We start from the raw sequence: 26752 nt of genomic DNA on the forward strand, positions 1-26752 counted from the left end.
AAACCAGAGGACAAACGCTGCATCGAGGTCGCCAAGGAGGACTGCGAGTTGGTCAGGTTCCTCTGGGCCGTCAGCGAGTTCACATTGGTGTTGATGGTTGCTGTCATTTTGCTAACTCCTTAATAAGCTCACAAGTTCCGGCGACATGCCGATCTCAAAAAGCTGGCATGGCTGCCAACCCGTTTTGACCGGTGCGCCACCGTGACGCTTGCCGGACGACGAACCCACCTAAGAGCCCGTTGGGTTTGTTTTCGGGAGATGCCGTGAAAACTTTAATTTGATCTTCGCCACCAGGCTGACCACTTGATGCATGCAGCCCATCGGCGATCAACACCGATATTTCCCGGCAATTCGCAAAATTAAGGGTTAACCCTTATTAAGTTTTGCCGTACCCAGCAAAAATGGCTGTGATTTCGGCCGCTTATTGTTTTTTTGTCTCCAGCAGGCCTCTCCACAATTTGCCCATCGTTACTGATTGCCTGCAACACATGAATTTGCAATCGGCGGCGACGCCGGTTTCAAGTTTTCACTAGGAGTCTCGCAATGGCCTCAACTATCAATACCAATATCCAGTCGCTGAATGCCCAGCGCAATCTGGCGACGTCGCAAGGATCCTTGAGCACATCCATGCAACGCCTCTCCAGTGGCCTGCGCATCAACAGCGCCAAGGATGATGCAGCAGGGCTGGCCATTGCCGAACGAATGACCTCTCAGGTGCGTGGACTCAACCAAGCAGCACGCAATGCCAATGACGGCATTTCGTTGGCCCAAGTGGCCGAAGGTGCTTTGGGCAGTGCCTCTTCCACGCTGCAGCGGATTCGCGAACTCGCGGTGCAATCGGCCAACGCCACCAACAGCGCCTCGGATCGCGCGGCGCTCAATGCTGAAGTGAGCCAGCTGACCTCCGAACTGGATCGCATTGCCAAAACCGCCCAGTTCAACGGACAGAATATTCTGGACGGCAGTTTCACCTCGGCCACGTTCCAGGTCGGCGCCAACGCCAACCAGACGATCATTGCCACCACCGGTAATTTCAGCACCACCAAGTACGGGAACTTCCGCATCGGCGCGGAGGTCGCCTCCACTGCAGCAGGTCCCGGTGACCTGGTCATCGGCTCTACCGCAGGAGCCAACCTTACGACCGTCACGGGGACTACCGGCTCCGGTGCGGCAAGCCTGATCGTGTCCGATACCCTGGTTGTCAATGGTTCCTCCGGAAGCGCTAACGTTTCCGTCGCCACCGGTGACAGCGCAGCAACGGTGGCATCGAAGATCAATGCTCAGTCGGGAACGACGGGGGTGACAGCGACCGCACGAACGTCGACAGACCTGGTACCGACCGCAGGACAAAGCTACACGCTGTCGATCACGTCCAACAACACGACCCCAGTCAGTATTGCTTTCACCGTAGGTTCACCGATCAACAACGACACGCTATCCGCTGCGGTGACTGCATTCAATGACAAGTCGGCCACCACGGGGATCACCGCGAAAATCAATTCCGGGGGCACCGGAATCACGCTGACCAATGAGAGTGGCGCCGATATCAAGGTCTTCAACACAGCGGCTTCCGGTGGCTCGATCACGATGGGATTAGGGTCCAGTACCGTGAGTGCAGCTGCCGGTGACTCACTCTATGTTTCTGGCGCATTGACATTGGACTCCGACAAATCTTTCAGTGTTGACGCTCCCAATGGGGCTTCGGGAACTGGGGCATCCTATTTCCTGGCGACAGCAGCGACCAGTCAAATGCAGGCCGTCGCCAATCTCGATGTGTCCACTTTCGACGCAGCATCGCGCTCATTGAGCATCGTGGACTCGGCGATCCAGGTGATCGCGGGGCAACGAGCCAAATTCGGCGCCTTGCAGTCGCGCTTCGAAAACACCATCGCCAGCCTGAACACGATGTCCGAGAATCTCAGCGCTTCCCGTTCACGCATTCAGGATGCGGACTTTGCGATGGAAACGGCCAATTTGGCCCGGACGCAGATCTTGCAGCAGGCAGGTACGGCGATGGTGGCGCAAGCAAACCAGTTGCCCCAGGGGGTTTTGACCCTGTTGCGCCAATGAGGCATGACGTCAATCTGCCATGGATGCATTAACCATAGAAAACGAAACCGACGCATTCAAAACGCTGTGGCATGCAAAAGCGTGGCCAGAGCTGGAGCGTCTGTGCCGGGACACAATACTCAGCGACCCCCGGAACATCAAGGCGCATCGATTTCTTGGATTTTCGATTCATCAGCAAGACCGTACCAATGAAGCTCTTCAGACATATGCCAAGTCAGCTTCGTTGATTCCTGATGACCCAGAGCTATTGGTGAACTACTGCAAGCTATTGCTTGCCCAGGGTCGCTCCGACGAAGCGCTCCCCCACGCTGAAAGAGCAACGCAGCTTTGCGCGGACAACTCGCTTCTATGGAGCACTTTAGCTGCCACGTGCTATGAAACAAGCCACCACAAGCGGGGCTATGCCGCAGCAGACAAAGCACTAGAGTTGGCGCGCACGCCAGAAGAGCGCTTCTTGGCCTTCAATCAACGAGCCATCCATGGCCGCGAATTGGGGTATATCAAGCAGGCGGTAGAAGACTCAATTCGGGGCATCGAGATTGCCCCTGACAACGTTGTCAACCACACCAATCGGATGCTGTTTATGTTGGCAGATCCGGACACCACGGCACACGACATTCGTCAAGCGGCCGAAGCTTTCTCCGTCGCCATCGAAGCGCCATTGCGAGCCAAATGGGCGTCATTTGCCGATCGCAATCGCGACCCATGGCGCAGACTCAAGGTGGGCTTCCTCTCACCTGACCTGCGGATGCATTCTGTCATGGTCTTCGCGGAGGGCCTGTTTGCCAATCTGGACCGGCGTCAGTTCGAACTGTTCGGGTTTTATCTACACCCAAAGCAAGACTACGTCACGGAACGCGTCAAAAAACACCTTGACCATTTCATCGATGTTCATCATCTTTCCAGTGAAAGTCGTTGGCGGTGTATACAGAATCACGAGATCGACATCCTGATTGACTTGGCGGGCCATACTGCGCACCACGGCTTGGTGAGCATGGCGCACAAGGCGGCCCCCATCCAGGCGTCCTTTATCGGCTTCCCCGGAACCACAGGTCTGCAGTCCGTGGACTACTTCATTTCCGACCAGGTTACCGACCCGGACAATGCGCAAGCTGATTACGTTGAAACGCTGTTGCGCATGCCCATGCGGCCCTGCACCTATCGCCCCCTGAGCAGAAATCCGCTGTGGCGCTACCAGCCGGCGTACCAGGTACAACCAGCACCCGCCCTGCGCAATGGATATGTCACCTTTGGATCGTGCAACAACCTGGGCAAGGTCACGGATCAGGTCTTGAGGACATGGGGCGCCATACTGAACACGGTGCCAGGCTCCAAATTTCTGATCGAAGGCAAGGGGTTCGAACTGCCCGAATTCACACAACGATACATCGAGCGCTGCAGGACGCTGGGCATTGCGGAGGACCGCCTGATTCTGGTCCCCCGCGAATACAAGAACCAATACCTGACCTACCACGACGTAGACATTGCCTTGGACACCTTCCCGATGACGGGCGGTGCAACCTCGCTCGATGTCGTCTGGATGGGCCTCCCTGTGGTATCCATGCTGGGACGCAGCCACATGGGCCGCATTACGGCTGGCGTGCTGCAATGCCTGAACCGCACCGAGTGGCTCGCTCAGGACGAGGCGTCGTATGTAGCCATTGCGAGTTCACTTGCCAGTGACATCAGGGCTCTCAATGAGTTGCGCCTCGGACTGAGGGACGCGGTTGAGCAGTCCTCGCTCCTGCGCGATGAACTGGTCTGCCCCATGTTCGGCGTTGCGCTTCGCTCCATGTGGCACCGTTGGGTATCCGCCATGGAGGCCCCCAATGACCACGCAACCCAGGATTCCCTGTGCGAACATTGGGCTCAGAACCCACCAGAATCACTGATGGATCGCGGCACGGAAACCGTTGGCATCGCCCCGGGTATTCGCGTGACGAAGACGCAGGCCCGAAGCCAGCTGCTGGAGATGCTTGAACTCGCAAAACGCTCGCCCCCCCCGGTCGCAGGACAACCGTTGACCGGCGCATGGAAGGCTGCAACGGAATTTGCGGAGCACCTCCTGTGCGCACACCCACATGACCCGATTGCATTGACAGTGCTCAGTGAAATTGAAGAGCACTGCGGCAACTTGGCTTTCGCCGTGACCTACATGCAATTCGCAACCAAAGCCTTGATGCAAGGCCATCAGCCGGCATAACCACGTGCTACCACTGAGTGAGTGGAGCCCATCAGCACAAGGGGCATTCGCGCCCCTGACCCGGTCAGTCGATGCGCCGCAGGAACCCCGATGGTGCCACGGTGACCATGAGCTTGGATTGCATAGTGAAATCAATCTCAAACTCGGGATGGTCTTGGAGCCACTGCTGCACCGCCGTCATCGGGTTGTCGCCTACATCCCATGGTCGGTCAGGAAAGAAGTGCGGTGGCATGTCTTCGACAAACGTGTCAAAGACGACGCAATAGCTGCCAACGGAAACCAGTGAAGCATAGGCCTGGAGTTCCTGAAGAACATGTGCATGGGTATGCATCGAGTCCAGAAACACCATGACTTTCGCACCGGATGGGACTAGTGCCCGCACCTGGTCAATGGTGGAGGCGTCTACCGACGATCCCTGAAGCAGGTGGATCCGGCTGGCCATGGGATGCGCCTCAATGGCCTCTCGGTTGTGCTTGCGAATGTCGATGTCTACACCGATCACACGCCGCGACGAGGCGGCAGGATCCAGGGTGCGCTTTTCAGCAATGGCATCAGCCATGTCGAGCAAGGCCAGCAAGGATGCAGAAAGGACCAGAGAACCACCGTGAGCGATCCCGGTTTCAATGATCACATCCGGACGCACGCGCCAAACCAACTCCTGAACGGCGACCATGTCCTGCGGATACTGGATGATCGGGCGCCCCATCCAGTCGAAGTTGTAGACATACTTGCGCTCCATCGACGCCTGCAACCAATGGCGAGACAGCGCTGCAAATGAATCATCCTCCCGGTAGCTTTGAAGGCGATGTTCCCGCTCTTGCTCGAATTCAACGTTTCGCATGGTCATATCTCCTCAATCAGGTAGGGCCAGGGGCACGACGCTTGGTACAGATGGTGATGGAACGGCTGGCAAAGCATTTTTCGAAAGCCCGCAGCCCTTTGTCCTTGGTCCCGTTGCCAGAGTCGCCAAGTCCCCCGAAGGGCACAGAAATATCATCCATCCCCCAGCCATTGATATACACGTTTCCCGCGTACACCCCACGCTGGAATGCCAATGCATCGCCAAGGTGGTCTGTATAGATGCCCGCAGCCAGCGCATACCGACTGTCGTTCGCCAGCGCGATGGCATCGTCCAGATGATCAACGGTAAAGACGGACAGTACGGGGCCAAACACTTCTTGTTGTGCCAAAGCTCCATGGGGCGCGACGTTCCCCAGCACCGTGGGCAAGTAGTAGGCACCTCCCGGAACGACATCTGCAGGCGATCCACCGACCCACAATTCGGCACCCTCGTCGGTGGCAGTACGTACCAGAGCATCGATGCGCTCCACATCAAAGTGGCTGCATAGGGCGCCGTGCTGTGGTCGGCCCACTCGCGGATCACATGGAACGTGAGTGCCGGAAATCCCCACAATGATCTGACGAACTTGGTCCAGCAATGGACGGGCGACGATCAACCTCGACGGTGCATTACAGGTTTGACCCGCGTTGCCGAACACCCTCCCACAGACCTCCTCTACAGCCTCTTGAAGATTGCTGCAACCATGCCAGATGAGCGCCGGGCTCTTGCCGCCACACTCAACACTGACAGGCTTGATGCGATGACGTGAAGCCGAATTGCAGACCGTCCGCCCCGTTCGACTGGAACCGGTGAAAAACACGGCACTGACGTCCGGGTGTTCCACGAGATACTGCCCAACCGTTTCGCCCGAACCAACCACAACGTTCAGCACATGGGCGGGCAGCCCCGCTTGCGCGGCAAGCTGCGCAAACCGCAGGGCACTGTAGCTACTCTGCTCTGCAGGTTTCAATACCACGCAGTTCCCCGCGGCCAATGCGGGTGCCAGCTTCCAGGCGATGTTTTCCAGTGGATAGTTCCAGGGTGTAATCGCTGCAACGACGCCCAAAGGGGTTTTTTCAACCCATCCGATCCGTTCCCCATTGGCGGGGACATACTCGCCTTGGACCTTATCAATCCATTCGGCGAACCAGCGGAAACATTCGGCCGCCTTGACAGCATCCTGCTGCACCAGCCGCGCGTAGGGTTTGCCCATGCTCAGACAATCCATAACGCAAAGCTCGGTCGCATGGGCCTCGAGCAACACCGCCATCTGCAGTAGCACTTGCTTGCGTGAAGCAGGGGACAGGTGTGCCCAGTCACCGCGGTGAAATGCACTGCGCGCCTGACTCACGGCGTCATCCACCAGGGCCATATCTCCCTCGAACAGCGCAGGCAAGATGCGCCCATCCACGGGGCTACGCCGAAGCGGCATCGTTTGCTGTGTTCCGCAATCGACCCAGGCATTTCCCACCCAGGAAGTCTGGGGCCAGACCAATTGCTCGGCAATGGCCTCGAACTGTGCGACATCGTCGAACGAATCTATCGCCTGAGATTCCTCTTTGCGAGCCAAGGTCTGGTTCCTCATACGTTGATCATGGCTCGCAGACTGGGCTTATCGAGCTTGCCGTTGTACAGTCGCGGAAGTTCGGCGAGTACGATCACTTTGTCAGCCTGCTCCACACTCTGCAACTCCGCCGCCAGGTAGAGCTGCAATGCGCTGCGCGCCGCCGCTGTGTCGTCCCACAGGCTTACAAATAACGCCATCCGCTCACCCGCCAAGCCAGCGTCATACCCTACCACAGCGGACTCCCGTACCCCCGCGCATTGGCTGACGACGGATTCAACATATTGCGGTGAAATGTTATACCCCCCACGGATGATCAGATCCTTGATGCGCCCAATGATGCGAATCCGTCCAAATTCGGATTCGGCCAGATCACCCGTCGGGAAAGGCTGCGCAACGGAAGCGGCCAGAGACCCGGCCTCAAGGTATCCCATCATCGAAAATGGCGACCCGACCATCAGCTCGCTACCTTCGTTGTCATCTCGAGCGGCCAGACCAATGGTGTACGCCTCGGCAGGCACCGAGAAATCATTCATAGCACGAGCATCTTCTTCTGTCTGAAGACTCACCGGCCCCCCGACTTCCGTGATCCCGTAGCAATCCCGTAGCGGAGCCTGGAACTTCGCAAGGAACTGCTCACGCAATCCCTTTGGTATGGGCGCCGAAGTGCATTGCACCTGCTGGATTTGCAGCGGAAACTGCTTCAGCACATCTGCGTTGCGAGTGAGGAAGACCATGCTGGAAGCCATGGTAGGAACCAAACTGAGTGTGTTGGCGCTGCGCCGCAAGGCCGACAGTGCCAACGTAGCTCCCCCCATGGCCTGAAAAGGCTCCCCCTCGATGACCGTGCCACCACATGACAACACAGCTAGACAGGCATTCAAAATCCCTGCCATATACACCCAGGGCAACACATGGTAGAGCCGCGTGTGTGTTCCGAACTGGGACAGGTTTCCGAAAGCTACGGCACTGGCCAGATAGTGTTGCAGCGAGTGTTGTATCGCCTTTGGCTGGCCGGTGGAGCCGGAACTGAGTGCGATCAAGAACCCCCCAAGGTGTTCTGCCACGTCACGGTTCGATGGCTCGTGCACCACAGCGTCATTGAGCAAACTGAGCTTCGGCCGCACCAGGTCGCTGGCAGCTTGGATGTAGCGCGACGGAGCCGTTGAACTGATAGGACACACGCGCCATCCGCCGTGCATCGCACCAAACAGATGAAGCAAGGCCTGCCGGGCCCCGCGATACTGGACAAGCACTGCATCCCCTGGGACCAATCCATGGCGTGCGCGCAAGTCATTCGCGAATTGCTGAGCGTTTGCCCAGAGTTGTCCATAGGTCCACTGCTCGCCGTCGAGAAATTCGATGGCAGAGCGCTCTGCATGCTTGGCGATCACCGCCTCCCACAACACCAGCGATGCAACCACCGTCTACTCCTGCGAGGTCACCACGCTGCCGCCTCGCGCAGCCACTATGGCCGCCAGCCCACGCAATGTACGGAATGCGGGGTCGACGAAATCCGCATCCTCGAACGTCACAGCATACCTAGCCTCACAAAAAGCGATCAGCTCAACCAGCCCAAACGAATCGAGGTATCCGCTCCGATAAAGGTCTTCATCGTCCGCTGGTACAGCCAGTGCTCCGCGTAATTGCAACCAATCCGCAACATCTTTGACAACCGTCATGTCAGCGCCCCTCGGCCAATACGTTCAGATAAACAAATCGAAGTCATCGGTCGGCAAGACCTTCACGCCATCAGCGATCATGGATTCGAGGAACAGGTTTGAATCATGCCGAATGCAATGCATTTTGCAATCGTGCGATGGGTTCAGCTGATTCATTACGTCCTTACGCTGCTGTCCGTTCCAGATGGACTGGAAATCGGTTTCAGTAACATCGCCAATGCGCTTGTCGTCTCGCCCGCGGAAGTACGGGCAGACATAGACCCCCGACGGTGTAACGAGCGTACGTAGCTGCGCCACTGCGCAACGTGAATAGGATTTCTTTTCTATATCACTCACGCCAGCGAAATAGTCTTTCATCTTGGTAGCCATCAGGACCTTGAATTGATCGCTCTCCAACGACTTTGCTTGCAGTGACAACGCCTGAGCCCGACTCGACAGGCTGGGATTCATCAACACAAGAAAGTGGTGTTCGTCGTACATGGGCTTGATTTCGAAATAATCGCACCCGATCTCCTTGGCCAACTCCGCGGCCTGATAGATCTCATCAATATTGTTGTATGGCTGCGCGGGTGCACGCCCATTGAAGGCAGGCTGAAGGGGGATGACCACACGCCCCTGCGTTGATTGACGATCAAAATGCCCCTCTGCATACAGCATGAATGAATAGCCCAGTTTTCCGGTCTTCACTTTCGCCAGGGCACGCATGTTGTCCACAACATCATCGAACAGTGATTTGCCAGAGGCCGAAGGTCGGATTTTCTGGAATGTCTCTGCGGTGCCTGCATCCATGGACACACGGATCCAGTCAAATTTGGTGGGTAGAACATCCATGAACTTGTGCATGAGCGTACCGTTGGTAGTCAAGCCCAACTTCACGCCGTGTTCATGCAGGTAGTTGATCACCCAGCGAATTTCAGGGTGAGCAAGAGGTTCTCCTCCTCCAATCAGCACTACGGCCTTGACCCCTGCAGATACCATTTCACGGGTTAGTTCGCGGATTCGGTCGCGAGTGAAATAGCCTTGATTCAAGAGATCGCGGCTAATGCAGTCCGGGCAGGCCAGATTGCAGGCGGTGGTCGGATCGAACTCCACGACAAAGGGAGCCGGAGAAGACTTGCTCCAATCGGTCGCCCGAACGCGCTCGAGAACCGAGCGCTGCGTCAACTTGTCTTGCAGGGCAAGAGTCTTCCCTACTTTGGGAACGATGGGGGAGTCTGTTGGGGAAAGAAGTGGCGATGCCGACATAAGGTTCTCCTTCGTGAATCAGGGTGTAACGAGCGCGCAATAGCGCATGCTGTCCATGTCAATGGGTTTGGCGCTCTGGGAATGAACCTGAACTGCACCGTCAGGCAGGTTCTTGGTGACAAGGGCTGTGGCGCCCACATAGACTCGCTGTCCCAACTGGACATGCTGGGTCACGGTGGCACGCAAACCAAAAAAACAGCGTGCACCGGACTGCACGCACCCCGCAAACACTGCAGCGGAGCCAATCCAGTTGTAGTCGCCAATGATGCAATCATGACCGATAACTGCTCCGCTGCTGATGAAACTGCCCTGTCCTACACGGGTCCCTGAATGAATGGACACGCCGTCCAGGATCAGGGTATTGCTCTCGATGACAGTATCTTGTGCTACCCAGGCACGCGGCGACACGAAGCTTGCGGGACGGTACCCCAGCGCCCACAGGTCTTCACTGCGCCTGACGCGCATGCCATTCATTTCTCGGTAGGAAGCGGCTACGAGCACGCCGCAGGTCAGCGGCGGGACCCGCTCTTGAATTTCACTCAGGGGATACACCGGCCTGCCGCACAGCATTGAGCCAGGGACAAACACTTCGTCGGCAACCACAAACCCAAGGACGTCGGCATGCGGCATGATGGCAGTGGCTGCTACGCGCGCTTGGCCACTGGTTCCGTAAATGAGGAAGGGTTGAGCGTGACTCACTGCCCCCCCCTCCGGTCCGCCAGGGATCGGACCACAGCAACGACCCGTTCGATCTCATCCTCTCGCATATCAACAAAACTGGGAAGATTGACGGACAGCTGCTGGATCTTCCAGGCATGCGATTCAAAGTTCGCAGCTCCGCCAAACAATCCGAGATGGCTCAGCGGCCAAAAGAATGGCCGTGCATCAATGTTTGCGGCGCGAAAGGCATCAAATATCTGCCCGTGCTTCAGTCCCAGGGCAGCATCGAACACGACATTAGGCATCCATGCGCCATGTCGCACCAATGGAGGTTCCGGATTCAGGCGAACAGTTTCCAGCCCCGCCAGCAGTTCGCGGTACCGCGCGAGTATGGCTCGTTTCTTCTGCAAGATGAATTCAATTCGCTCAAGCTGAGCGCAACCCATGGCCGCCTGCAGATCGCTCATGCGGTATTTCAGGCCAATGCGCTCAGGCCAAAACTGCCTGCTGTCCCCGATGGCGCGGCCATGGTTATTGATCTGACGAACCGTAGCGTGCAGGTCCGCATCATTGCTGACCCACATGCCCCCCTCTCCTGTCGTGATGGTCTTGGAGCCGTGAAAGGAAAAAATACCAAAGGCGCCCATGGACCCAACCATTTGCCCATTCCAAGTCGTACCCAATGCCTCGGCGGCATCCTCGATCAACGCGACCTTGGCCTTCTGGCACAGCATGCGCAATGCATCCATGTCACAGGCGTTCCCATACAGATGGGTCGCAATGACTGCACGGGTGCGGGGGCTCAGGGCGTTGCGAACTTGCTCAACATCCAGACACCAGGTATCAGGATCTATATCGACGAACACCGGCACGGCCCCAACGTAGGTGATGGGTGCAACAGTTGCAATCCAATTTGTATCTGCCAGGATGACTTCATCGCCCGCCGTCAAACCCAACGCCAACAGCCCCAAATGCAGTGCGCCCGTGCCACTGGACGTCGCCACTGCGTACTTCACTCCGATGTAACGCGCAAAATCCGCTTCGAAACGGTGGATCCATTGATAGCAGGACTCGCCCCAGGCATCCCGGGCCGCCTCGGCCACATACCGCAGCTCGAGATCAGTGATTGAGGGTTTGCTCAGTACAACCCGCGCACCATGCGCCTCTACGACAGAGGAGTCGGCCGCCATAGTGCTCATGGCAACACCTCGCCCACCTTGACTGTGGTAATCAGCTTTCCACCCCAATCCTCGACGTATGCAAGTTGTTCCCTCAGCTCTGTTTCCAGATTCCATGGCAGGAGTAGCACCCAATCAGGACGGTCCGCGCGCAAATGGTCTTCGTTGACGATGGGAATACGGCTACCCGGCAAGTATTTGCCTTGTTTTGCCGGGTTGCGATCCACCACGTAAGGAAGCAGATCAGGACGCACGCCAGCAAAATTCAGCAAAGTGTTGCCCTTCGCGGCTGCACCGTAGGCGCCCACGCGTTGTCCTGCACTGCGTGCCTGCAGCAGAAAGGTCAGCAATTGGCATTTGAGCTCAATCGCCCTGGCCTGGAAGTCCGCGTAGAAGGCCTGGGAATCGATGCCTGCGGCACGCTCCTGCGCAATAAGCGATGGCACAGCCGACGCGACCGGGCGCCTGCCTGCATCGCTGCGTTGCGTGTGCAAGCGCAAGCTCCCACCATGGGTCGTGAGTTGCTCGACATCAAACACTTGCAATCCATTGCGAAGAAATATCTGCTCAAGGCAATGCAATGAGAGATAAGAGTAGTGTTCATGGTAGACCGTATCAAACTGGGACTCCTGAACCATGCGCAACAGATGCGGAAATTCGAACGTCGCGACACCATCTGGTTTGAGCAATAGTGCAAACCCTCGCAGGAAATCGTTGATATCGGGAACGTGTGCCAGCACGTTGTTGGCAACCATGAGATCGGCCGTCAAGCCGTTCAGGGCCAGCGAGGTGGCCAACTCGACACCAAAGAACGACTCGTAGATGGAAAGACCACGGCTCCTGGCCGCTTCTGCCGTACTGTGGGTGGGTTCGATTCCGTAGCACGGTATCCCCCGTTCCTGAACGTACTGAAGCAGGTAGCCATCATTGGCAGCCACTTCCACGACGCGACTGCAAGCATCCAGCGCGTAACGCTCCACCATTGCATCGACATAGCCTTTGGCATGCGCAAGCCAGGACGATGAATACGAGCTGAAATAGGCATAGTCCGGACTGAAGAGATCTTCCCTGCTGGCATAGTCTTCGGTCTGGACCAGCCAGCAGGACTCACATACCAGCAGGCGCAGTGGGTGCCACATCTCGGAACTGCGCAGATTCGATTCATCCAAGTAGGCGTTGGATGCAGGCGCGGTTCCAAGATCAAGGAAGCTGCGCGTCAATTCATGACCACAATGTCGGCACTTCATAGTTCGACTCCGGAAAAATCCGGCCCTATCATTTCGAACGACTGATCTCGCTCAGACTGGCTGTGCAGAGGCAACGGCCAGGAGATTGACAATGCCGGGTCAGCGACATGCAAGCCTCCCTCTGCGCTACGGGAATACGGTCGCGAATGTACGTAGAGCAATTCCGCGTCATTCGTCAGCGCCTGAAAGCCATGGGCGAACCCTTCTGGAACCAGCAGCGCAAATCCTCCTGCGTGCAATGTGCAGCCATGCCATTTCAAAAAGGTATTCGATCCCTTTCGTACGTCCACGACCACATCCCAAACCGCCCCACGCAAGCAAGTGATCAACTTCATTTCCTGGTGGGGTGGGTACTGAAAATGCAACCCGCGGACGGTTCCCGCAGTGCGCGTGAAGCTCCGATTGACTTGGGCGATAGGCATGCGCCATCCGGCACTGCGCAATTCATCGGCACAGTACAGGCGCTCAAACCACCCACGCTCGTCTTCCCTCGGTATACGAACCACCTCGTACAGACCGGACAGGGGCAAGGGTGAAAGCCGCAAAGTCACGCTGCGGCTCCCCAGGCGTCAATATCGGCATCGCACAGGACGCGGGCACTGGTTGGCTGTCTGTAATAGGCCCGATACCATGAAATGCTGCGGCGCACACCCTCGTGTGTACCCCAGTGCGGCTGGTACCCCAGCGCTCGCTGCGCTTTGGAAGCGTCCAGCAGCAAGGTTCCGGCCTCATGGAAGCGCTGATCGGCCCGCACCTCGATCCGCGCACGACCACCCCATGCCAACGCCGCGATTTCCAGCAATTCGCCAACGGTGTTGCAGTCTCGACCCAACGGGCCAAAGTTCCATGCCTGCGCCTGGTCAGGAGAATTCCACAGTGACTGAGCCAGGCACAAGTACCCCCCCAGCGGCTCCAGCACATGCTGCCAAGGCCGCAATGCGCTGGGATTGCGAACCTCAACCGGCTGTCCTGCATGCCATGCGCGCACGGCATCGGGCAACAAACGGTCCTCAGCCCAGTCCCCCCCACCGATTACGTTCCCTGCGCGCGCAGTGGCAGTAGCGATACCAGCTTGCTGCAAAAAGCTCTGGCGGTACGAGGCCACTGCGATTTCACATGCAGCCTTGCTCGCACTATAAGGATCGTACCCCCCCAGGTGGTCCGTTTCCCCATAGGGGTGAGCCCCCTCCTCATTGCGATACACCTTGTCAGTCGTCACGATCACCGCCACTTTGGTGGCATCGCAATGGCGAAGCGCTTCCAGCACATGGACAGTGCCCATGACGTTTACATCAAAGGTTTCTACCGGGGCCCGATAACTCGGTCGCACCAGGGCCTGGGCCGCGAGATGCAATACGATTTCAGGGTTAGCCCGCGCGACCGCCGGCCCTACCTGCGCGCGGTTGCGAATATCAATTCGAAAGTCGTGCGCCAGTCGATCCGACAAGGCGAGCAAGTCATACAGCGCCGGAGTACTGGATGGATCCAAGGCCAATCCGCTGACCTGAGCGCCCAGACGAAGCAGCCAGTGGCACAACCATGCACCCTTGAACCCCGTGTGCCCTGTGACGAGGACTCGCTTGCCGCTCCAGAACTCGGACCTCGGAGACGTCATGACCATACTTTCCAGGGCGCACGCCCGCTAGCCCAAAGAGACTCCAGGTTGTTCTTGTCACGCAACGTGTCCATAGGTTGCCAGAATCCAAGATGGGGGTATGCCATCAATTGCCCTTCAGATGCGAGTCCGGTCAAGGGCTCGCCCTCCCAACTATCCTCATCGCCGTTCAGTCGCTCCAAACATCGGGGCGACAGGACGAAGAACCCCCCATTGATAAAGCCGCCATCCCCTCGCGGCTTTTCGGTAAACCCGCGCACCGATTCACCCTGAAGATCCAAGGCGCCGTAGCGACCTGGGGGTTGAACCGCTGTCACAGTGGCCATGCGCCCGTGCGCTTGATGGAACCGGATCGACGCAGCGACATCGACGTCTGCGACACCATCACCGTACGTGAAACAGAATGCCTCCTCTTCCTTGACGTACTCCGCCACGCGACGCAGCCGCCCTCCGGTCATGGTGTGCTCACCCGTATCCACCAACGTGACGCGCCAAGGCTCCGCATGGCGATGATGCACTTCCATGCGGTTGTTGGTCATGTCGAACGTCACGTCAGACATATGGAGGAAGTAGTTCGCAAAGTACTCCTTGATGACATAACCGCGGTAGCCGCAACACACCACGAAATCATGGACGCCATGGGCGCTGTAGATTTTCATGATGTGCCAAAGAATGGGCTTCCCGCCGATCTCGATCATCGGCTTTGGTTTGAGTTGGGTCTCTTCCGAAATCCGGGTTCCCAACCCGCCCGCAAGAATGACAGCTTTCATGGCATTTCCACGCTAAAGATTGGACACATTCTGCCGACAAGCGATACACGGGTGCGAACGAAAAGCACCCCGATTGCTGCGTTATTCATGTCCTTGGGTCTGCTCGCCACGACCACAATTGCAAACAAGCATCACTGGGTTTGTAGGTTTTTTCCCTACAAACCATTTCGCGTCATCCGACCCGCAACGCAGACTTCTTCCGATTCAAGTTCGCGCCCGTAAATTGAACAATTCGCTCCATGGTGTTGACACGCAGCACCACCCAACCCAAGGAGCCGAACATGACCAACGAACAGATGCTGACCGAGATCCGGGAAGCCAACCTCACCTACCTGATGCTGGCCCAGAACCTGATTCGCCAGGACAAGGCCGAAGCGCTGTTTCGCCTGGGGCTGTCGGAAGAAGCCGCCGATCTTATCGGCGCCATGTCCCCAGCCCAGATTCTCAAGATTGCCTCCGGCAACATGCTACTGTGCCGCTTCCGGGTTGACGATGACATTGTGTGGAACCTGCTGACCAACCACAACATCGCCAAAGTCGACAACGACGCCACCACCAAGCTGCACGCCAGCATCCTCATGTCCGGCAAGTTTGCCGAGGCCATGTAAATAGCGCCCCCTTACACCACAGGAGCAACCACCATGGCCACCAAAAGCGTACTCCAGGACTCCAAGCAGGTCGAACGTGCCGTCGCGCTGATCCAGCTGGGCGCCCGCCTTCAGGTACTCGAAAGTGAAACCAGCCTGTCCTACGAGCGCTTGCTGCGGCTGTATAAGGAAGTCGCCGGCCGTTCCCCGTCAAAAGGTCAGCTGCCCTTCTCTACCGAATGGTTTCTTACCTGGCAACCCAACATCCACGCCTCGCTGTTCCAGAACACCTACCAGTACCTGACCAAAGTGTCGGCCATGGAGGACATCGACGCCATCATGAAGGCTTACAAGCTGTATCTGGAGCAAATCACCGCCTGCGGCGTCGAGCCCTTGCTGTCAATCACCCGCGCCTGGCGCCTGGTGAAGTTCATCGACAACAACATGCTGTCCATGACCAAATGTTCGAAGTGCGGCGGCCATTTCGTCAGCGAAGCGTATGAAAACTCGCGCCACTTCGAATGTGGCCTGTGCTCGCCTCCGGCACGCGCTGGCAAAGGATCCAACGCCGGTGGGATTCTGCTGCACTGAATCAAGCCGGGTTTCACCTCCATTTCTCAAGTTCCCCTGCTGAAGGCCGATAGCTTCCCTGAAGCAGCAAATCCGGCCCGATAGCGCCGTCGCTGCGCTAAGGAGGCGTAGGCACGGTCATGGGAATGACGATCAGTACCAATGTGGTTTCGCTGAACGTTCAACGGCAGTTGAACAGTTCGCTGGGCACACTGAACTCGTCAATCCAGCGCCTGTCGAGCGGCCTGCGAATCAATTCAGCGCGCGATGATGCAGCAGGCCTGGCAATTGCAGAGCGCATGTCCAGTCAGATACGGGGACAGAACCAGGCCGTTCGCAATGCAAACGATGGCATTTCGTTGCTTCAGACTGCCGAAGGCTCCATTGGTGGAATTGCTGCCAACTTGCAGCGCATCCGTGAGCTAGCGGTGCAATCGGCCAACGCCACCAACTCTGCCAGCGATCGGCAAGCGCTCCAGATGGAAGCCGCCCAACTCGCCAAGGAGGTCGAGCGCTCGGGGCTCACTGCGGAGTTCAATGGACAAAAGATATTTGACCAAGCCCGAAACAAGCAAACCGGCTATGCCGATGCCACCAAGGATCCCGTCATGGAGGGCCTTGAAGGCGGTTGGCTGGAAAACGCGGAAGATATGGTGCGCACCGCCTATGGTATTTCCGCCGATGGCGCCGCGCTGCAGATCAAACTCTCTGGGTTTTCCGATGGAGCCGGCAACGTCGCTGCCTATGTACAAGCCACCGGATTTGACGGCAACGGACGCGGCACAGGCCTGACCCTGCAGGTAGACCTTGCGGATTTCAATCCGCCCAATTTGCCCAACGGGGGGGGCGCTCCGTTCTATGCGGACCGCATCATTGCGCACGAAATGGTTCATGCGGTCATGGCCCGCACCACCAATTGGCAGGATCTAACCAGCAACCACCTCTGGTTTGTGGAAGGCTCAGCCGAATTCATTCACGGCGGTGAGGATTACCTGAAACTGTCGCTGGGCTCGCAGACCGCCGCCCAAATCGTGACTGCCGGCATGACCGGAAACTCGTCCACAGCCGGGTTCTATCCCGGCGCTTATGCCGCCGTTCGGTACGTACACGAGAAGATCCAGGCCGCCGGCGGACAGGGGGTGCAAGACCTCATGCAGTACATGGCCGCCCATGCCGGTGCAGGTCTTGACGCCGCCTTCGCAAATGCATCACACGGTGCATTTGCAGATGCGGCGGCCGCCAAGACTGCCTTTACCGCCGACGGTGCAGCTTTCATTGCTTCGTTCGACCTCAACAACGCTGACGTGGGTGCCATTGGCGGACTCGACGTTGATGGAGGGATTTCGCAAACCATGGAATCGGTCGTGGACGATTTCGGTGGTCGATCAGGGCCCGACGTATTGTCAGGATTCGCCGAGAACTGGGAAAAAGTATCCAAGGGCGGCGGCTCTGGCCAGGTATTGCGCTTCCAAGTGGGAGCCAATGCGGGTGAAACCATTGACACCTCCGTGGGTGCCATGAATTTGGCGGCGCTAGGACTTTCTGACATGGACATCAGTACGGTCGATGGCTCGCGCCTAGCGCTGCGCCGCATCGACAAGGCGTTGGACTACGTGAGCGGGACGCGCGCGCGCATCGGCGCACAAATGTCGCGACTTGAATCGACCATCAGCAACCTGCAAACCGGATCAGATAGTCTGTCAGCCAGTCGTTCGCGGGTGATGGATGCCGACTTCGCAGTGGAGACGGCCAACCTGTCGCGCAGCCAGATACTGCAACAGGCTGCCAATGCCATGATCGCCCAGGCGAATCAGTTGCCCCGGGAAGTGCTGGCGTTGCTGCGTTGACGCCGGCACAGCAGTTCCGAACAACTCATAAAGTGATAGCAAAAAGTCAAGAAACCATGAGGATCAATGACAACTAGAACCACAAATTCCAACCAACTCGGCATCCGACGATATGATAGAGAAGCGCCCCAAAAGGCCGCTACATCCAGTTCTGGGGGCTTTTGCTCCTTTGTCACAATGCGCCTATGTTTGTAATTGTCGGTTGGCTCATTTGCCTCGGATGCGTGTTCGGGGTGTTCATTGCGCACGGTGGCAACATCAGCGTGGTGCTGCATGCCCTTCCATTCGAACTGATCACCATCGGTGGTGCCACCGTCGGCGCCTTCGTGGCGAACAACCAGATGAAGGTCATCAAGAAGACCGTCGCTGGTTTGGGGGCCTGCTTCAAGGGCAGCAAATACACCCGAGATCGCTACATGGAACTCCTGGCCCTGCTGTACGACATCCTGCAGAAGGCGCGCAAGGAAGGTCTGATGGCGATCGAAAAGGATGTCGAGGAGCCACAGAATTCCGAGATCTTCAAGAAGTACGCGAACGTTGGCAGCGACCACCATGTGGTGGAGTTCATCACCGACTACCTGCGCATGATGGTGTCGGGCAACCTCAATGCCCACGAAATCGAATCGCTGATGGACAGTGAAATCGAGACCCACCACCATGAAGAGCATGCTGCCGTTGCAGCACTGCAACGGGTGGCAGGTGGTTTGCCTGCTTTCGGTATCGTCGCGGCGGTGCTGGGCGTGGTGAACACCATGGGCTCGGTGGGGCAGCCACCCGCCGTGCTGGGTGGCATGATCGGTTCCGCCCTGGTGGGTACCTTCTTGGGCATCTTGCTGGCCTACGCTTTTGCCGAGCCGCTGGCGGGTTTGCTGGAGCAGAAAGTGGAAGAAGGCTCCAAGGAATTCCAGTGCATCAAGACCACTCTGCTGGCCAGCATGCAAGGCTACAACCCCTCCACTGCGATCGAGTTCGGTCGCAAGGTCTTGTATTCCACCGAGCGCCCCACCTTCCAGGAGCTCGAAGCGCATGTCAAGAAGAAATAAGAGTCGCTGACCATGGCGGGAGACGCAAAGAAACTCCAGCCGATCATCATCAAGCGTGTCAAGAAAGGCGGGCACGCAGCGCATGGTGGTGCCTGGAAGATCGCCTACGCCGACTTCGTGACCGCCATGATGGCCTTCTTCCTGCTGATGTGGCTGCTGGGCAGCACGACAGAAGGCGACAAGAAAGGCCTGTCCGACTACTTCCAATCGCCGTTGAAGGTTGCCATGCAGGGAGGCGCGGGCTCAGGTTCCAGCAATAGCATCTTGCCCGGAGGGGGGAGCGACCTGACCCAGACCGCCGGACAGGTAAAGAGTGGCGATGGCAAGGACAAGACCGCAAAACGGATGTCCGGTGACAACCCGAAAGGCGAAGTCGCCAAGAAGGATGCCCAGGCCTTGGCGGAACTGAGCGCAAAAATCGCGGCGACCATTTCTAACAATGCCAAGATGGCCGAGTTCGCGTCGCAAATCAAGTTGGAGATCACGCCCGACGGTCTGCTCATCCAGATTGTTGATGACCAGCGCCGCCCCATGTTTGACAGCGGCAGTGCCCAGGTGAAGCCCTACATGCGGGCCATCCTGCAGGAAATCGGTGCGGCCCTGACCGAAATTGACAACAAGATTAGCCTGGACGGCCACACCGACCAGTCTTCCTATGCGAATGCGGCACGCGGGTACAGCAATTGGGAGTTGTCGGCAGATCGCGCGAATGCATCCCGCCGAGAACTCCAGGCGGCGGGCATGCCTGAAAGCAAGCTGGCCCGTGTGGTTGGCATGGCCTCCAGCCTCCTCCTGACACCTGAAGACCCCTACAACCCGGCCAACCGCCGTATCAGCATTCTGGTGATGACCCACGAGGCGGAAGAGCGCCTGCTGGGCAAGAAGTCAACGGAGCTTGACGGCGAAGAATCCGAAACACCCCCGAAACCGGCCATAGCTGGGGTTAAACCCAGCCCCTAAACCCGGAAAAATTCGGTCATACTAATTACTGTAAAAAATTCGCCCTTCGAAGGGGTTCGCCCATGTCCAAAGAACTGCGTTTTCTCGTTGTTGATGATTTCTCGACCATGCGCCGCATCGTGCGCAATCTGCTCAAGGAAAGCGGTTATGCGGAGGCAGACGAGGCTGAAGATGGCGTGGTAGCGCTGCAAAAACTGCGTACAAGCAGTTTTGATTTCGTGGTCAGCGACATCAACATGCCCAACATGAACGGCTTCCAGTTGCTGGCGGAAATCAAGAAGGACGACAAGCTCAAGCACATTCCGGTGCTGATGGTGACGGCAGAAGCGCGCAAGGAAGACATCGTCCTGGCCGCCCAACAGGGTGCCGCTGGTTACATCGTCAAGCCCTTCACCAAGGCCACACTGGAAGACAAGGTCAACCACATCCTCACCAAAAACGGCCTGAAATGAGTGCCCCCGAGAAATCTGCACCGGTTGCATTGAGCACGGACCTGGCCACCGCCCTGGAAATCCACCAACAGCTTGGAAGCCTGACCCGCCAACTGCACGACTCGCTCAATGGCCTGGGTCTGGCTGACAAGGTCAAGGACTGGGCTGGAGAACTGCCCGACGCCAAAAGCCGTCTGTCCTACATTGCCAAACTGACCGGGCAAGCCGCAGAAAAGGTGCTCAACCAGGTCGACCAGGCCAAGGCTCACCACGACCACATCGCCGAGGAAACACGCCGCATCGGACAATTGATCGTGCAGGACCCGGTGGCTGCCGTCGCCAAGGGCCATGTGATGAATTTCGTACAGGACGTCGAAGAGTCGACTCGCAAGATCGATCAGAACCTGACCGAAATCATGATGGCGCAAGACTTCCATGACCTGACCGGTCAAGTCATCGCCAAGGTCGTGAATCTCGCGGCCACCATCGAAGAACAGCTGATCCTCCTGCTGGTAAAGACTGCGCCACCCGATACCGTGGTGAAGGCGCCTACACCCCATGCGCCCTATGAGCCCACCCTTGCCGGTCCGGTGGTGGACGGACAGGCTAACAAGGAAGTCGTGACCAACCAGTCCGAAGTGGACGACCTGCTGGCCAGCCTCGGCTTCTGAGATCGGCTGAATCGATTTGCAAAAAGGCGGGTATTTCCCGCCTTTTTGCACTTTAGTTCCCAAGGCCTCTCGCGACAATGGTGACAACTACCCCGCAGTGTCACCATGGATTCAGGAAGTCAAGATCGCAATTTACCGGCTTCGGAGCGAAAGCTCAAGAAGGCGCGGGACGACGGTCAGGTCAGCCGATCCCAGGACCTGACGCACCTGGCCTTGCTGGGCGTGGGTTGCTTCGTGCTGCTCACCTTGTCACCCATCATGTATGAGCACCTGCAGCGCACGATGCAGCAGCAGCTGCGCTTCGATGCCACGGCCATCCGCTATCCCCTGGTAGTGTTCGAGCGCCTGCAGAATGCCACGGCGGTGGGCCTGGCGGCCAGCGCCGTATTCGGCGTGCTGGTGAGCGCGGCAGTCGTGGTTGCATCCATCGCCGCCGGCGGCTGGGTCCTGAGCCTGAAGCCTTTGCTACCCGATTTCTCGCGCGTCAACCCGCTGTCGGGGTTTGGCAACCTGTTTTCCAAGAAGCAGATGCTGACCGTCTCCAAGACCGTGGTCATGATGCTGATTCTCCTGAGCATTGCTGCGGTGTTCCTGAAGAGCGGCCTGGTGCCACTGTCCATGCTGCTGCTGCAGCCCTCACCCGACTCGATCGGCTACCTGGTGCAGTGGATGACCGGTGGTCTCGGTCTCATGTTGCTGGTGGTGCTTGGCGCAGCCATGATTGACGTGCCCCTGCAGAGCTTCCTGCACAAGGATCAGATGAAGATGTCGCATCAGGAGGTCAAGCAGGAGAGCAAGGAATCGGACGGCAACCCCCAACTCAAGGGAAAGATTCGCCAGCGCCAGCGCGAATTGGCGCAGAAGGCCAGCGTCAACGCGGTGCCGAAAGCCGACTTTGTCGTGATGAACCCGACACACTTTGCCGTGGCAATCCGCTACGACGAAAAAACCATGGCGGCACCTCAGGTGATCTCCAAGGGCGCCGACCTGCTGGCCTTGCGCATCCGCGACCTGGCCAAGCAAAACGCAGTACCGGTATTGCAGTCCCCCATGCTGGCCCGTGCGCTCTATGCCAATGCCGAACTCAATGAGGACATTCCAGCCACTCTGTACACCGCAGTGGCACAGGTGCTGGCCTATGTCTACCGCCTGCGCGCAGCGCTCAAGGGCATGGGCCCGATGCCACAGGAAGTCCCGCAACCCTTCGTCCCGCCTGAGCTGGATCCATTGAGCAACACCGTGAAGGCAGCCACCGCATGAACGCCTACCTGAAACCGCTTCAAAGCTGGCTCGGAACCAACCGCCACATGCTGCAAGGCTTGGCCGCGCCACTGCTGGTCGTCGCCATCCTGGCCATGATGGTTCTGCCGCTTCCCCCATTCCTGCTGGACGCGTTCTTCACCATCAACATCGCCGTCGCGCTGATGGTGATGATGGTGGCAGCGTACATGATCAAGCCGCTCGACTTTGCAGCCTTCCCGAGCGTGTTGCTGCTGACCACCCTGATGCGCCTGTCGCTGAACGTCGCCTCTACCCGCGTGGTGCTGCTCGAAGGCCATACCGGCCCCGGGGCAGCAGGCAAGGTCATCGAGGCATTCGGTCACTTCCTGATCGGTGGCAACTTCGCCGTCGGTCTGATCGTGTTCGCCATTCTGGTGGTGATCAACTTTGTCGTGGTCACCAAGGGGTCCGAGCGCATCGCCGAGGTGTCTGCCCGGTTCACCCTGGATGCCATGCCCGGCAAGCAGATGGCCGTCGATGCGGATCTGAACGCAGGTCTGATCGACGAAAAGGAGGCCAAGCGCCGTCGCGCCGAGATTGGCGATGAAGCCGAGTTCTTCGGCTCCATGGACGGTGCTTCGAAGTTCGTTCGCGGCGACGCCATCGCAGGTATTCTGATCCTCCTCATCAACATCTTCGGCGGCTTCACCGTGGGTGTTCTGCAGCACGATCTTTCGGCCTCGCAGGCAGCAAACTCCTACATTCTCTTGGCGGTCGGTGATGCGCTGGTCGCACAGATCCCGGGGCTGCTGATCTCCGTCGCTGCGGCCATGGTGGTCTCCCGCGTCGGCAAGGAAAGCGACATCGGCAAGCAGATCGTCGGTCAGATGTTCGTGTCGCCACGGGTGCTGGGGATCACCGGTGGCATCATGGTCACCCTGGGTGTCATTCCGGGCATGCCCCATCTGGTTTTCCTCGGCATCGGCGGCGCACTGGGCTATGCGGCCTGGGTACTGGCCAACCGGCCTCCTCCGGCAGAGCCTGCGGCAGCGGCCCCAACCACGCCCCAGGATGGAGAAGCATCGTGGGACGACCTGCAACCGGTTGACCAACTCGGCCTGGAACTCGGCTATCGCTTGATCGCGTTGGTAGACAAGAATCGCCAAGGTGATCTGCTCAACCGGATCAAGGGCGTACGGCGCAAGTTTGCCCAGGAGGTCGGATTCCTTCCCCCAGCCGTGCATGTGCGCGACAACCTCGAACTCAAACCCAGCGCCTACCGAATCACCCTGCGTGGCGTAGTGGTAGGCGAAGGCGAGGCCTTCCCGGGCATGCACCTGGCCATTAATCCGGGCGGCATCAGCACGCCGCTGATTGGCACACCGACCACGGACCCGGCCTTTGGCCTGCCGGCCCACTGGATTGACGACAAGCAGAAGGAAACGGCGCAAATGGCCGGGTTTACGGTGGTTGATTCCGAGACTGTCATGGCCACCCATTTGTCACACTTGATGCAAACACAAGCGGCCAAATTGCTCAGCCGGACAGAGACCCAGCAGCTGGTCGAGCATGTGGCACGCCAAGCGCCCAAGTTGATTGAAGAAGTAGTACCCAAAATGGTTTCGATCGCCGTATTCCAGAAAGTACTGCAACTCCTGTTGGAGGAGTCTGTGCACATACGCGACATCCGCACCATCATCGAATCGATTGCAGAACATGCCACCAGCACCACGGACCCGACCGAGCTGGCCAAGCGCATCCGTGTAGCCCTGGCTCCTGCCATCGTCCAGCAGATCTACGGCCCCACCAAGGAACTCAACGTGATCGCCATCGATCCCGCGCTCGAGCGCCTGCTTGTCCAGGCCCTGGGCAGTGCGCAAGGACCGGCATTGGATCCTGGTGTGGCCGATCTGATCAGCCGCACCGCTGCAGACACTGCCATGAAGCAGGAAGAAATGGGAATACCGGCCTGCCTGTTGGTTCCGGACCCCATTCGCTCGTCCATCGCCCGCCTGGTGCGGCGCGTGGCGCCGCGCCTGCAAGTGTTGGCACATAGCGAGATACCTGAGACCCATACGATCCGGATCGGACCGATCCTGCAAGGAGCATTGACATGAACATCCAACGCTTTACCGCGCCGACCTCCCGGGAAGCGCTGTCGAAGGCCCGGGCCGTTTTTGGGGAAAGCACCTTGATCCTCTCGAACCGCCAGACAGAGCACGGCGTGGAAGTCATGGCCACGGCCGAAGAGTCATTGGCCGACCTTGAAGGAGGTGCCTCCGGCGGCAAGAAGCGCCCATCCGAGGCGCCCAACTATCGTGAAGTCGCATCCCAGGTGGAAGAGGACGCGGACCGTCTGGCCATGAGCACCCTGTCGTTCCAGGACTACGTACGCGAGCGCATGGCCAAGCGCCGCCAGGAAGAGGCTCCTGCCAGCAAGCCAACCCCCGTGGCACCTCGCGCTGCCAGCACGCAGTCCGACAGCCGCCCTCCCCGCCCGGCAGCGACACTCGATCCGATCCGACTGGAGGACAGCGTCAAGTCCGTGCGCGCCACACCATCCGCCCCGCCTCGCAGGGTAATGGCGCCCATGCCTGCGCAATCGCAGGAGGCCAGCCCCGCCATCGCCGAGGAGCTGCAGGCGATGAAGGAGATGATCGAGGAACGCTTCAACACCCTGGCCTGGCTGGGTCAGGCCAAACAAAGTCCGGTGCAGTCCGGCATGATGATGAAGATGATCCGTGCCGGCTATTCACCGGCGCTGTCGCGCGCCATCCTCGAACGCCTTCCAGCCGGTCTGGATGCGCAAGAGGCCCTGCGCTGGACTGTGGATGTGCTGGAGCGCAACCTGCGCACTGACGCAGGCCACCCCGCCCTCCATGAGCATGGTGGCATTTACGCGCTGGTGGGCGCCACGGGCGTCGGCAAAACCACCACGGCGGCCAAGCTCGCCGGCCTGTGCGCGCAGGCCTATGGCCCCGCATCGGTGGGGCTGATCACCCTGGACACCTACCGCGTGGGTGCGCACGAACAACTGCGTGCCTACGGAAAGATGATGGGCGTTGTCGCCCACCTGGCCCACGACAAGGCTGCCCTGCAGGACCTGCTGGGTCTGCTGGCAGGAAAAAAGCTGGTGCTGATCGACACCACGGGCATCGCACCGCGCGACCCGCGCAAGCGCGAGATGCTGGAGCTGCTGGACCTTCCCGACGTGCAGCGCATCCTGGTACTGAATGCCGGCGGACACGGTGACACCCTCGACGAAGCCATCAGTTGCTTCAAGACCACCGCCAGCCAGGATGCCATCCTGTCCAAGACGGACGAGGCGGTGAAGATGGGGCCCGTAGTCGACGCATCCATTCGTCACCAATTGCGGCTTCGGGGCATCACCACGGGTCAGCGTGTACCCGAAGACTGGGAAGCTGCCCAGGCCCACCAACTGGTGCGCATGTCCATGCGGACCACGCCAAGCTCGGCGTTTGACCCCAAGATCGGCGACCTGCCGCTGTTTTTCAACCAAGCGCCCAGCGCTGTTCCAGCCCACCGGAGTTCCGCCCATGCCTGAAGCTCGCAGCAGCCAGGCCGCTGGCCTGATGGACGCCGGTGGTGGTCGACCAGCGCGCTTGCTGGCGATGGTGTGCCATGGGGATGCGGACGCAGAATTGCCGCTGATGTGGCAGCTGTGCGATGCATTGGCACAGAGAAACTATGGCGTCACGGTATTGGACGGAACCAAGGCTGAAACACCGGAAAACCATGGCCTGGCCCAGGCTTTGGAGCACGGTTGGCTACCAAAACCGTCCAGCGCGGCACATCACTCCTGGCAAGTCGCCCCGGCGCGCTGGGGCCTGCAGTCTCTCGCAACCGAGAGTTTTGAAACCATCGTGTCGGAGTTGCAATGGTGTCGGCTCGCCGTCACGGACAGCGTTCTGCTGGTGTACGCGACGGCGGAGACACTCGCACCCTGGGTAGCCAGCACGGGCGTTCGCCCCCTGTTGGCCATGTCGGCCGCCAAGTCGTCGCTGATGACCAGCTACCTGGCGCTCAAACGCCTGTGGTTGCATGCGGGCGTGGTTCCCGCCGTGGTTCAGCGACTCGACACCAGCGTTGTCGACCTGGAGCACGCCCATGCGATCTCCCGAAGCCTGAGCGATTGCGCAGGGCATTTCCTCGGGCTCAGTGTCCATGTGCGACGCATTTCTGACCTTGGAAACGGCCAGGATCTGGCCGTCCAGGCACTGGTGCAGACACTGTTGGAAGAATCGGTTACGCTAGAGCCATCCTGGACCGACGGCCGGCCCGGACATGGGCGCGAAACACACAATTTCGCCACGAGGATGAATTGAC

At 58.6% G+C, this 26752-nt stretch carries 24 protein-coding genes; 13 read left to right on the forward strand and 11 right to left on the reverse strand.

From position 1 onward, the window contains the following. The first annotated feature begins 543 nt into the window (after positions 1–543). Together RQP54_RS19215 and RQP54_RS19220 are read left to right on the forward strand one after the other, a co-directional pair. The gene (locus RQP54_RS19215; protein ID WP_315680151.1) at positions 544–2070 is read left to right on the forward strand and encodes a flagellin; all 1527 of its coding nucleotides are present in this window, start codon (positions 544–546) and stop codon (positions 2068–2070) included. Between the two features lie 19 nt (positions 2071–2089). Further along, positions 2090–4273, forward strand: a complete 2184-nt coding sequence (locus RQP54_RS19220; protein WP_315680152.1) for a tetratricopeptide repeat protein — start codon at positions 2090–2092, stop codon at positions 4271–4273. A gap of 64 nt (positions 4274–4337) precedes the next feature. Here RQP54_RS19220 and RQP54_RS19225 read toward each other — a convergent pair whose 3' ends face one another. The 11 genes from RQP54_RS19225 to rfbF form a co-directional block, all read right to left on the reverse strand. After that, entirely contained in the window at positions 4338–5114 is a 777-nt protein-coding gene (locus RQP54_RS19225; protein ID WP_315680153.1) for a cephalosporin hydroxylase family protein, read from the reverse strand. A gap of 16 nt (positions 5115–5130) precedes the next feature. Further along, positions 5131–6699: an aldehyde dehydrogenase family protein gene (locus RQP54_RS19230; RefSeq protein WP_315680155.1), complete on the reverse strand. Its 1569-nt coding sequence runs from the start codon at positions 6697–6699 to the stop codon at positions 5131–5133. Next, on the reverse strand, positions 6696–8102 hold the full coding sequence (locus RQP54_RS19235) for a class I adenylate-forming enzyme family protein (protein WP_315680157.1): 1407 nt from the start codon (positions 8100–8102) through the stop codon (positions 6696–6698). The genes RQP54_RS19230 and RQP54_RS19235 overlap by 4 nt, the downstream gene beginning before the upstream one ends. A gap of 3 nt (positions 8103–8105) precedes the next feature. Further along, complete coding sequence (locus RQP54_RS19240; RefSeq protein WP_315680159.1) at positions 8106–8360, reverse strand: acyl carrier protein; 255 nt, start codon at positions 8358–8360, stop codon at positions 8106–8108. Positions 8361–8384: 24 nt separating this feature from the next. Then, entirely contained in the window at positions 8385–9605 is a 1221-nt protein-coding gene (locus RQP54_RS19245; protein WP_315680161.1) for a radical SAM protein, read from the reverse strand. A gap of 18 nt (positions 9606–9623) precedes the next feature. Next, positions 9624–10235: an acetyltransferase gene (locus RQP54_RS19250; RefSeq protein ID WP_315680163.1), complete on the reverse strand. Its 612-nt coding sequence runs from the start codon at positions 10233–10235 to the stop codon at positions 9624–9626. Positions 10236–10300: 65 nt separating this feature from the next. Next, complete coding sequence (locus RQP54_RS19255; protein WP_315680164.1) at positions 10301–11464, reverse strand: DegT/DnrJ/EryC1/StrS family aminotransferase; 1164 nt, start codon at positions 11462–11464, stop codon at positions 10301–10303. Next, positions 11461–12690: a class I SAM-dependent methyltransferase gene (locus tag RQP54_RS19260; RefSeq protein ID WP_315680166.1), complete on the reverse strand. Its 1230-nt coding sequence runs from the start codon at positions 12688–12690 to the stop codon at positions 11461–11463. The genes RQP54_RS19255 and RQP54_RS19260 overlap by 4 nt, the downstream gene beginning before the upstream one ends. Beyond that, entirely contained in the window at positions 12687–13241 is a 555-nt protein-coding gene (locus RQP54_RS19265; RefSeq protein WP_315680168.1) for a dTDP-4-dehydrorhamnose 3,5-epimerase family protein, read from the reverse strand. The genes RQP54_RS19260 and RQP54_RS19265 overlap by 4 nt, the downstream gene beginning before the upstream one ends. Beyond that, positions 13238–14311 carry a CDP-glucose 4,6-dehydratase gene (gene rfbG / locus RQP54_RS19270; RefSeq protein WP_315680169.1) on the reverse strand — a complete coding sequence of 358 codons (1074 nt, stop codon included), beginning with the start codon at positions 14309–14311 and terminating at the stop codon, positions 13238–13240. Before rfbG ends, RQP54_RS19265 begins: the two co-directional genes overlap by 4 nt. Next, positions 14302–15075 (reverse strand): glucose-1-phosphate cytidylyltransferase, encoded by a 774-nt coding sequence (gene rfbF, locus RQP54_RS19275; protein WP_315680170.1) that lies wholly within the window; start codon positions 15073–15075, stop codon positions 14302–14304. The genes rfbG and rfbF overlap by 10 nt, the downstream gene beginning before the upstream one ends. Positions 15076–15356: 281 nt before the next feature. On the opposite strand from rfbF, the gene flhD reads away from it, so the two are divergent. The 11 genes from flhD (at position 15357) to RQP54_RS19330 (ending at position 26751) form a co-directional block, all read left to right on the forward strand. Beyond that, positions 15357–15683, forward strand: a complete 327-nt coding sequence (flhD, locus tag RQP54_RS19280) for a flagellar transcriptional regulator FlhD (RefSeq protein ID WP_315680302.1) — start codon at positions 15357–15359, stop codon at positions 15681–15683. 33 nt (positions 15684–15716) lie between these two features. After that, positions 15717–16253, forward strand: coding sequence for a flagellar transcriptional regulator FlhC (gene flhC / locus RQP54_RS19285; RefSeq protein WP_315680171.1), 537 nt, complete (start codon positions 15717–15719; stop codon positions 16251–16253). 119 nt (positions 16254–16372) lie between these two features. Next, positions 16373–18079 (forward strand): flagellinolysin, encoded by a 1707-nt coding sequence (locus tag RQP54_RS19290; RefSeq protein ID WP_315680172.1) that lies wholly within the window; start codon positions 16373–16375, stop codon positions 18077–18079. Between the two features lie 185 nt (positions 18080–18264). Then, on the forward strand, positions 18265–19122 hold the full coding sequence (motA, locus tag RQP54_RS19295; RefSeq protein ID WP_315680173.1) for a flagellar motor stator protein MotA: 858 nt from the start codon (positions 18265–18267) through the stop codon (positions 19120–19122). Between the two features lie 12 nt (positions 19123–19134). Continuing rightward, positions 19135–20082 carry a flagellar motor protein MotB gene (motB, locus tag RQP54_RS19300; protein WP_315680175.1) on the forward strand — a complete coding sequence of 316 codons (948 nt, stop codon included), beginning with the start codon at positions 19135–19137 and terminating at the stop codon, positions 20080–20082. Between the two features lie 62 nt (positions 20083–20144). Next, positions 20145–20534, forward strand: a complete 390-nt coding sequence (gene cheY / locus RQP54_RS19305; protein WP_315680177.1) for a chemotaxis response regulator CheY — start codon at positions 20145–20147, stop codon at positions 20532–20534. After that, on the forward strand, positions 20531–21184 hold the full coding sequence (locus RQP54_RS19310) for a protein phosphatase CheZ (protein WP_315680178.1): 654 nt from the start codon (positions 20531–20533) through the stop codon (positions 21182–21184). The genes cheY and RQP54_RS19310 overlap by 4 nt, the downstream gene beginning before the upstream one ends. 105 nt (positions 21185–21289) lie before the next feature. Further along, on the forward strand, positions 21290–22444 hold the full coding sequence (locus RQP54_RS19315) for an EscU/YscU/HrcU family type III secretion system export apparatus switch protein (RefSeq protein WP_315680180.1): 1155 nt from the start codon (positions 21290–21292) through the stop codon (positions 22442–22444). Beyond that, positions 22441–24522: a flagellar biosynthesis protein FlhA gene (flhA, locus tag RQP54_RS19320; RefSeq protein ID WP_315680181.1), complete on the forward strand. Its 2082-nt coding sequence runs from the start codon at positions 22441–22443 to the stop codon at positions 24520–24522. Before RQP54_RS19315 ends, flhA begins: the two co-directional genes overlap by 4 nt. After that, the gene (gene flhF / locus RQP54_RS19325) at positions 24519–25970 is read left to right on the forward strand and encodes a flagellar biosynthesis protein FlhF (protein ID WP_315680182.1); all 1452 of its coding nucleotides are present in this window, start codon (positions 24519–24521) and stop codon (positions 25968–25970) included. Before flhA ends, flhF begins: the two co-directional genes overlap by 4 nt. Then, positions 25963–26751 (forward strand): hypothetical protein, encoded by a 789-nt coding sequence (locus tag RQP54_RS19330; RefSeq protein ID WP_315680183.1) that lies wholly within the window; start codon positions 25963–25965, stop codon positions 26749–26751. The genes flhF and RQP54_RS19330 overlap by 8 nt, the downstream gene beginning before the upstream one ends. The last annotated feature ends 1 nt before the right edge of the window (position 26752 follow it).

The organism is Curvibacter sp. APW13, assembly GCF_032337135.1.
Taxonomy (GTDB): Bacteria; Pseudomonadota; Gammaproteobacteria; order Burkholderiales; family Burkholderiaceae_C; genus Allorhodoferax.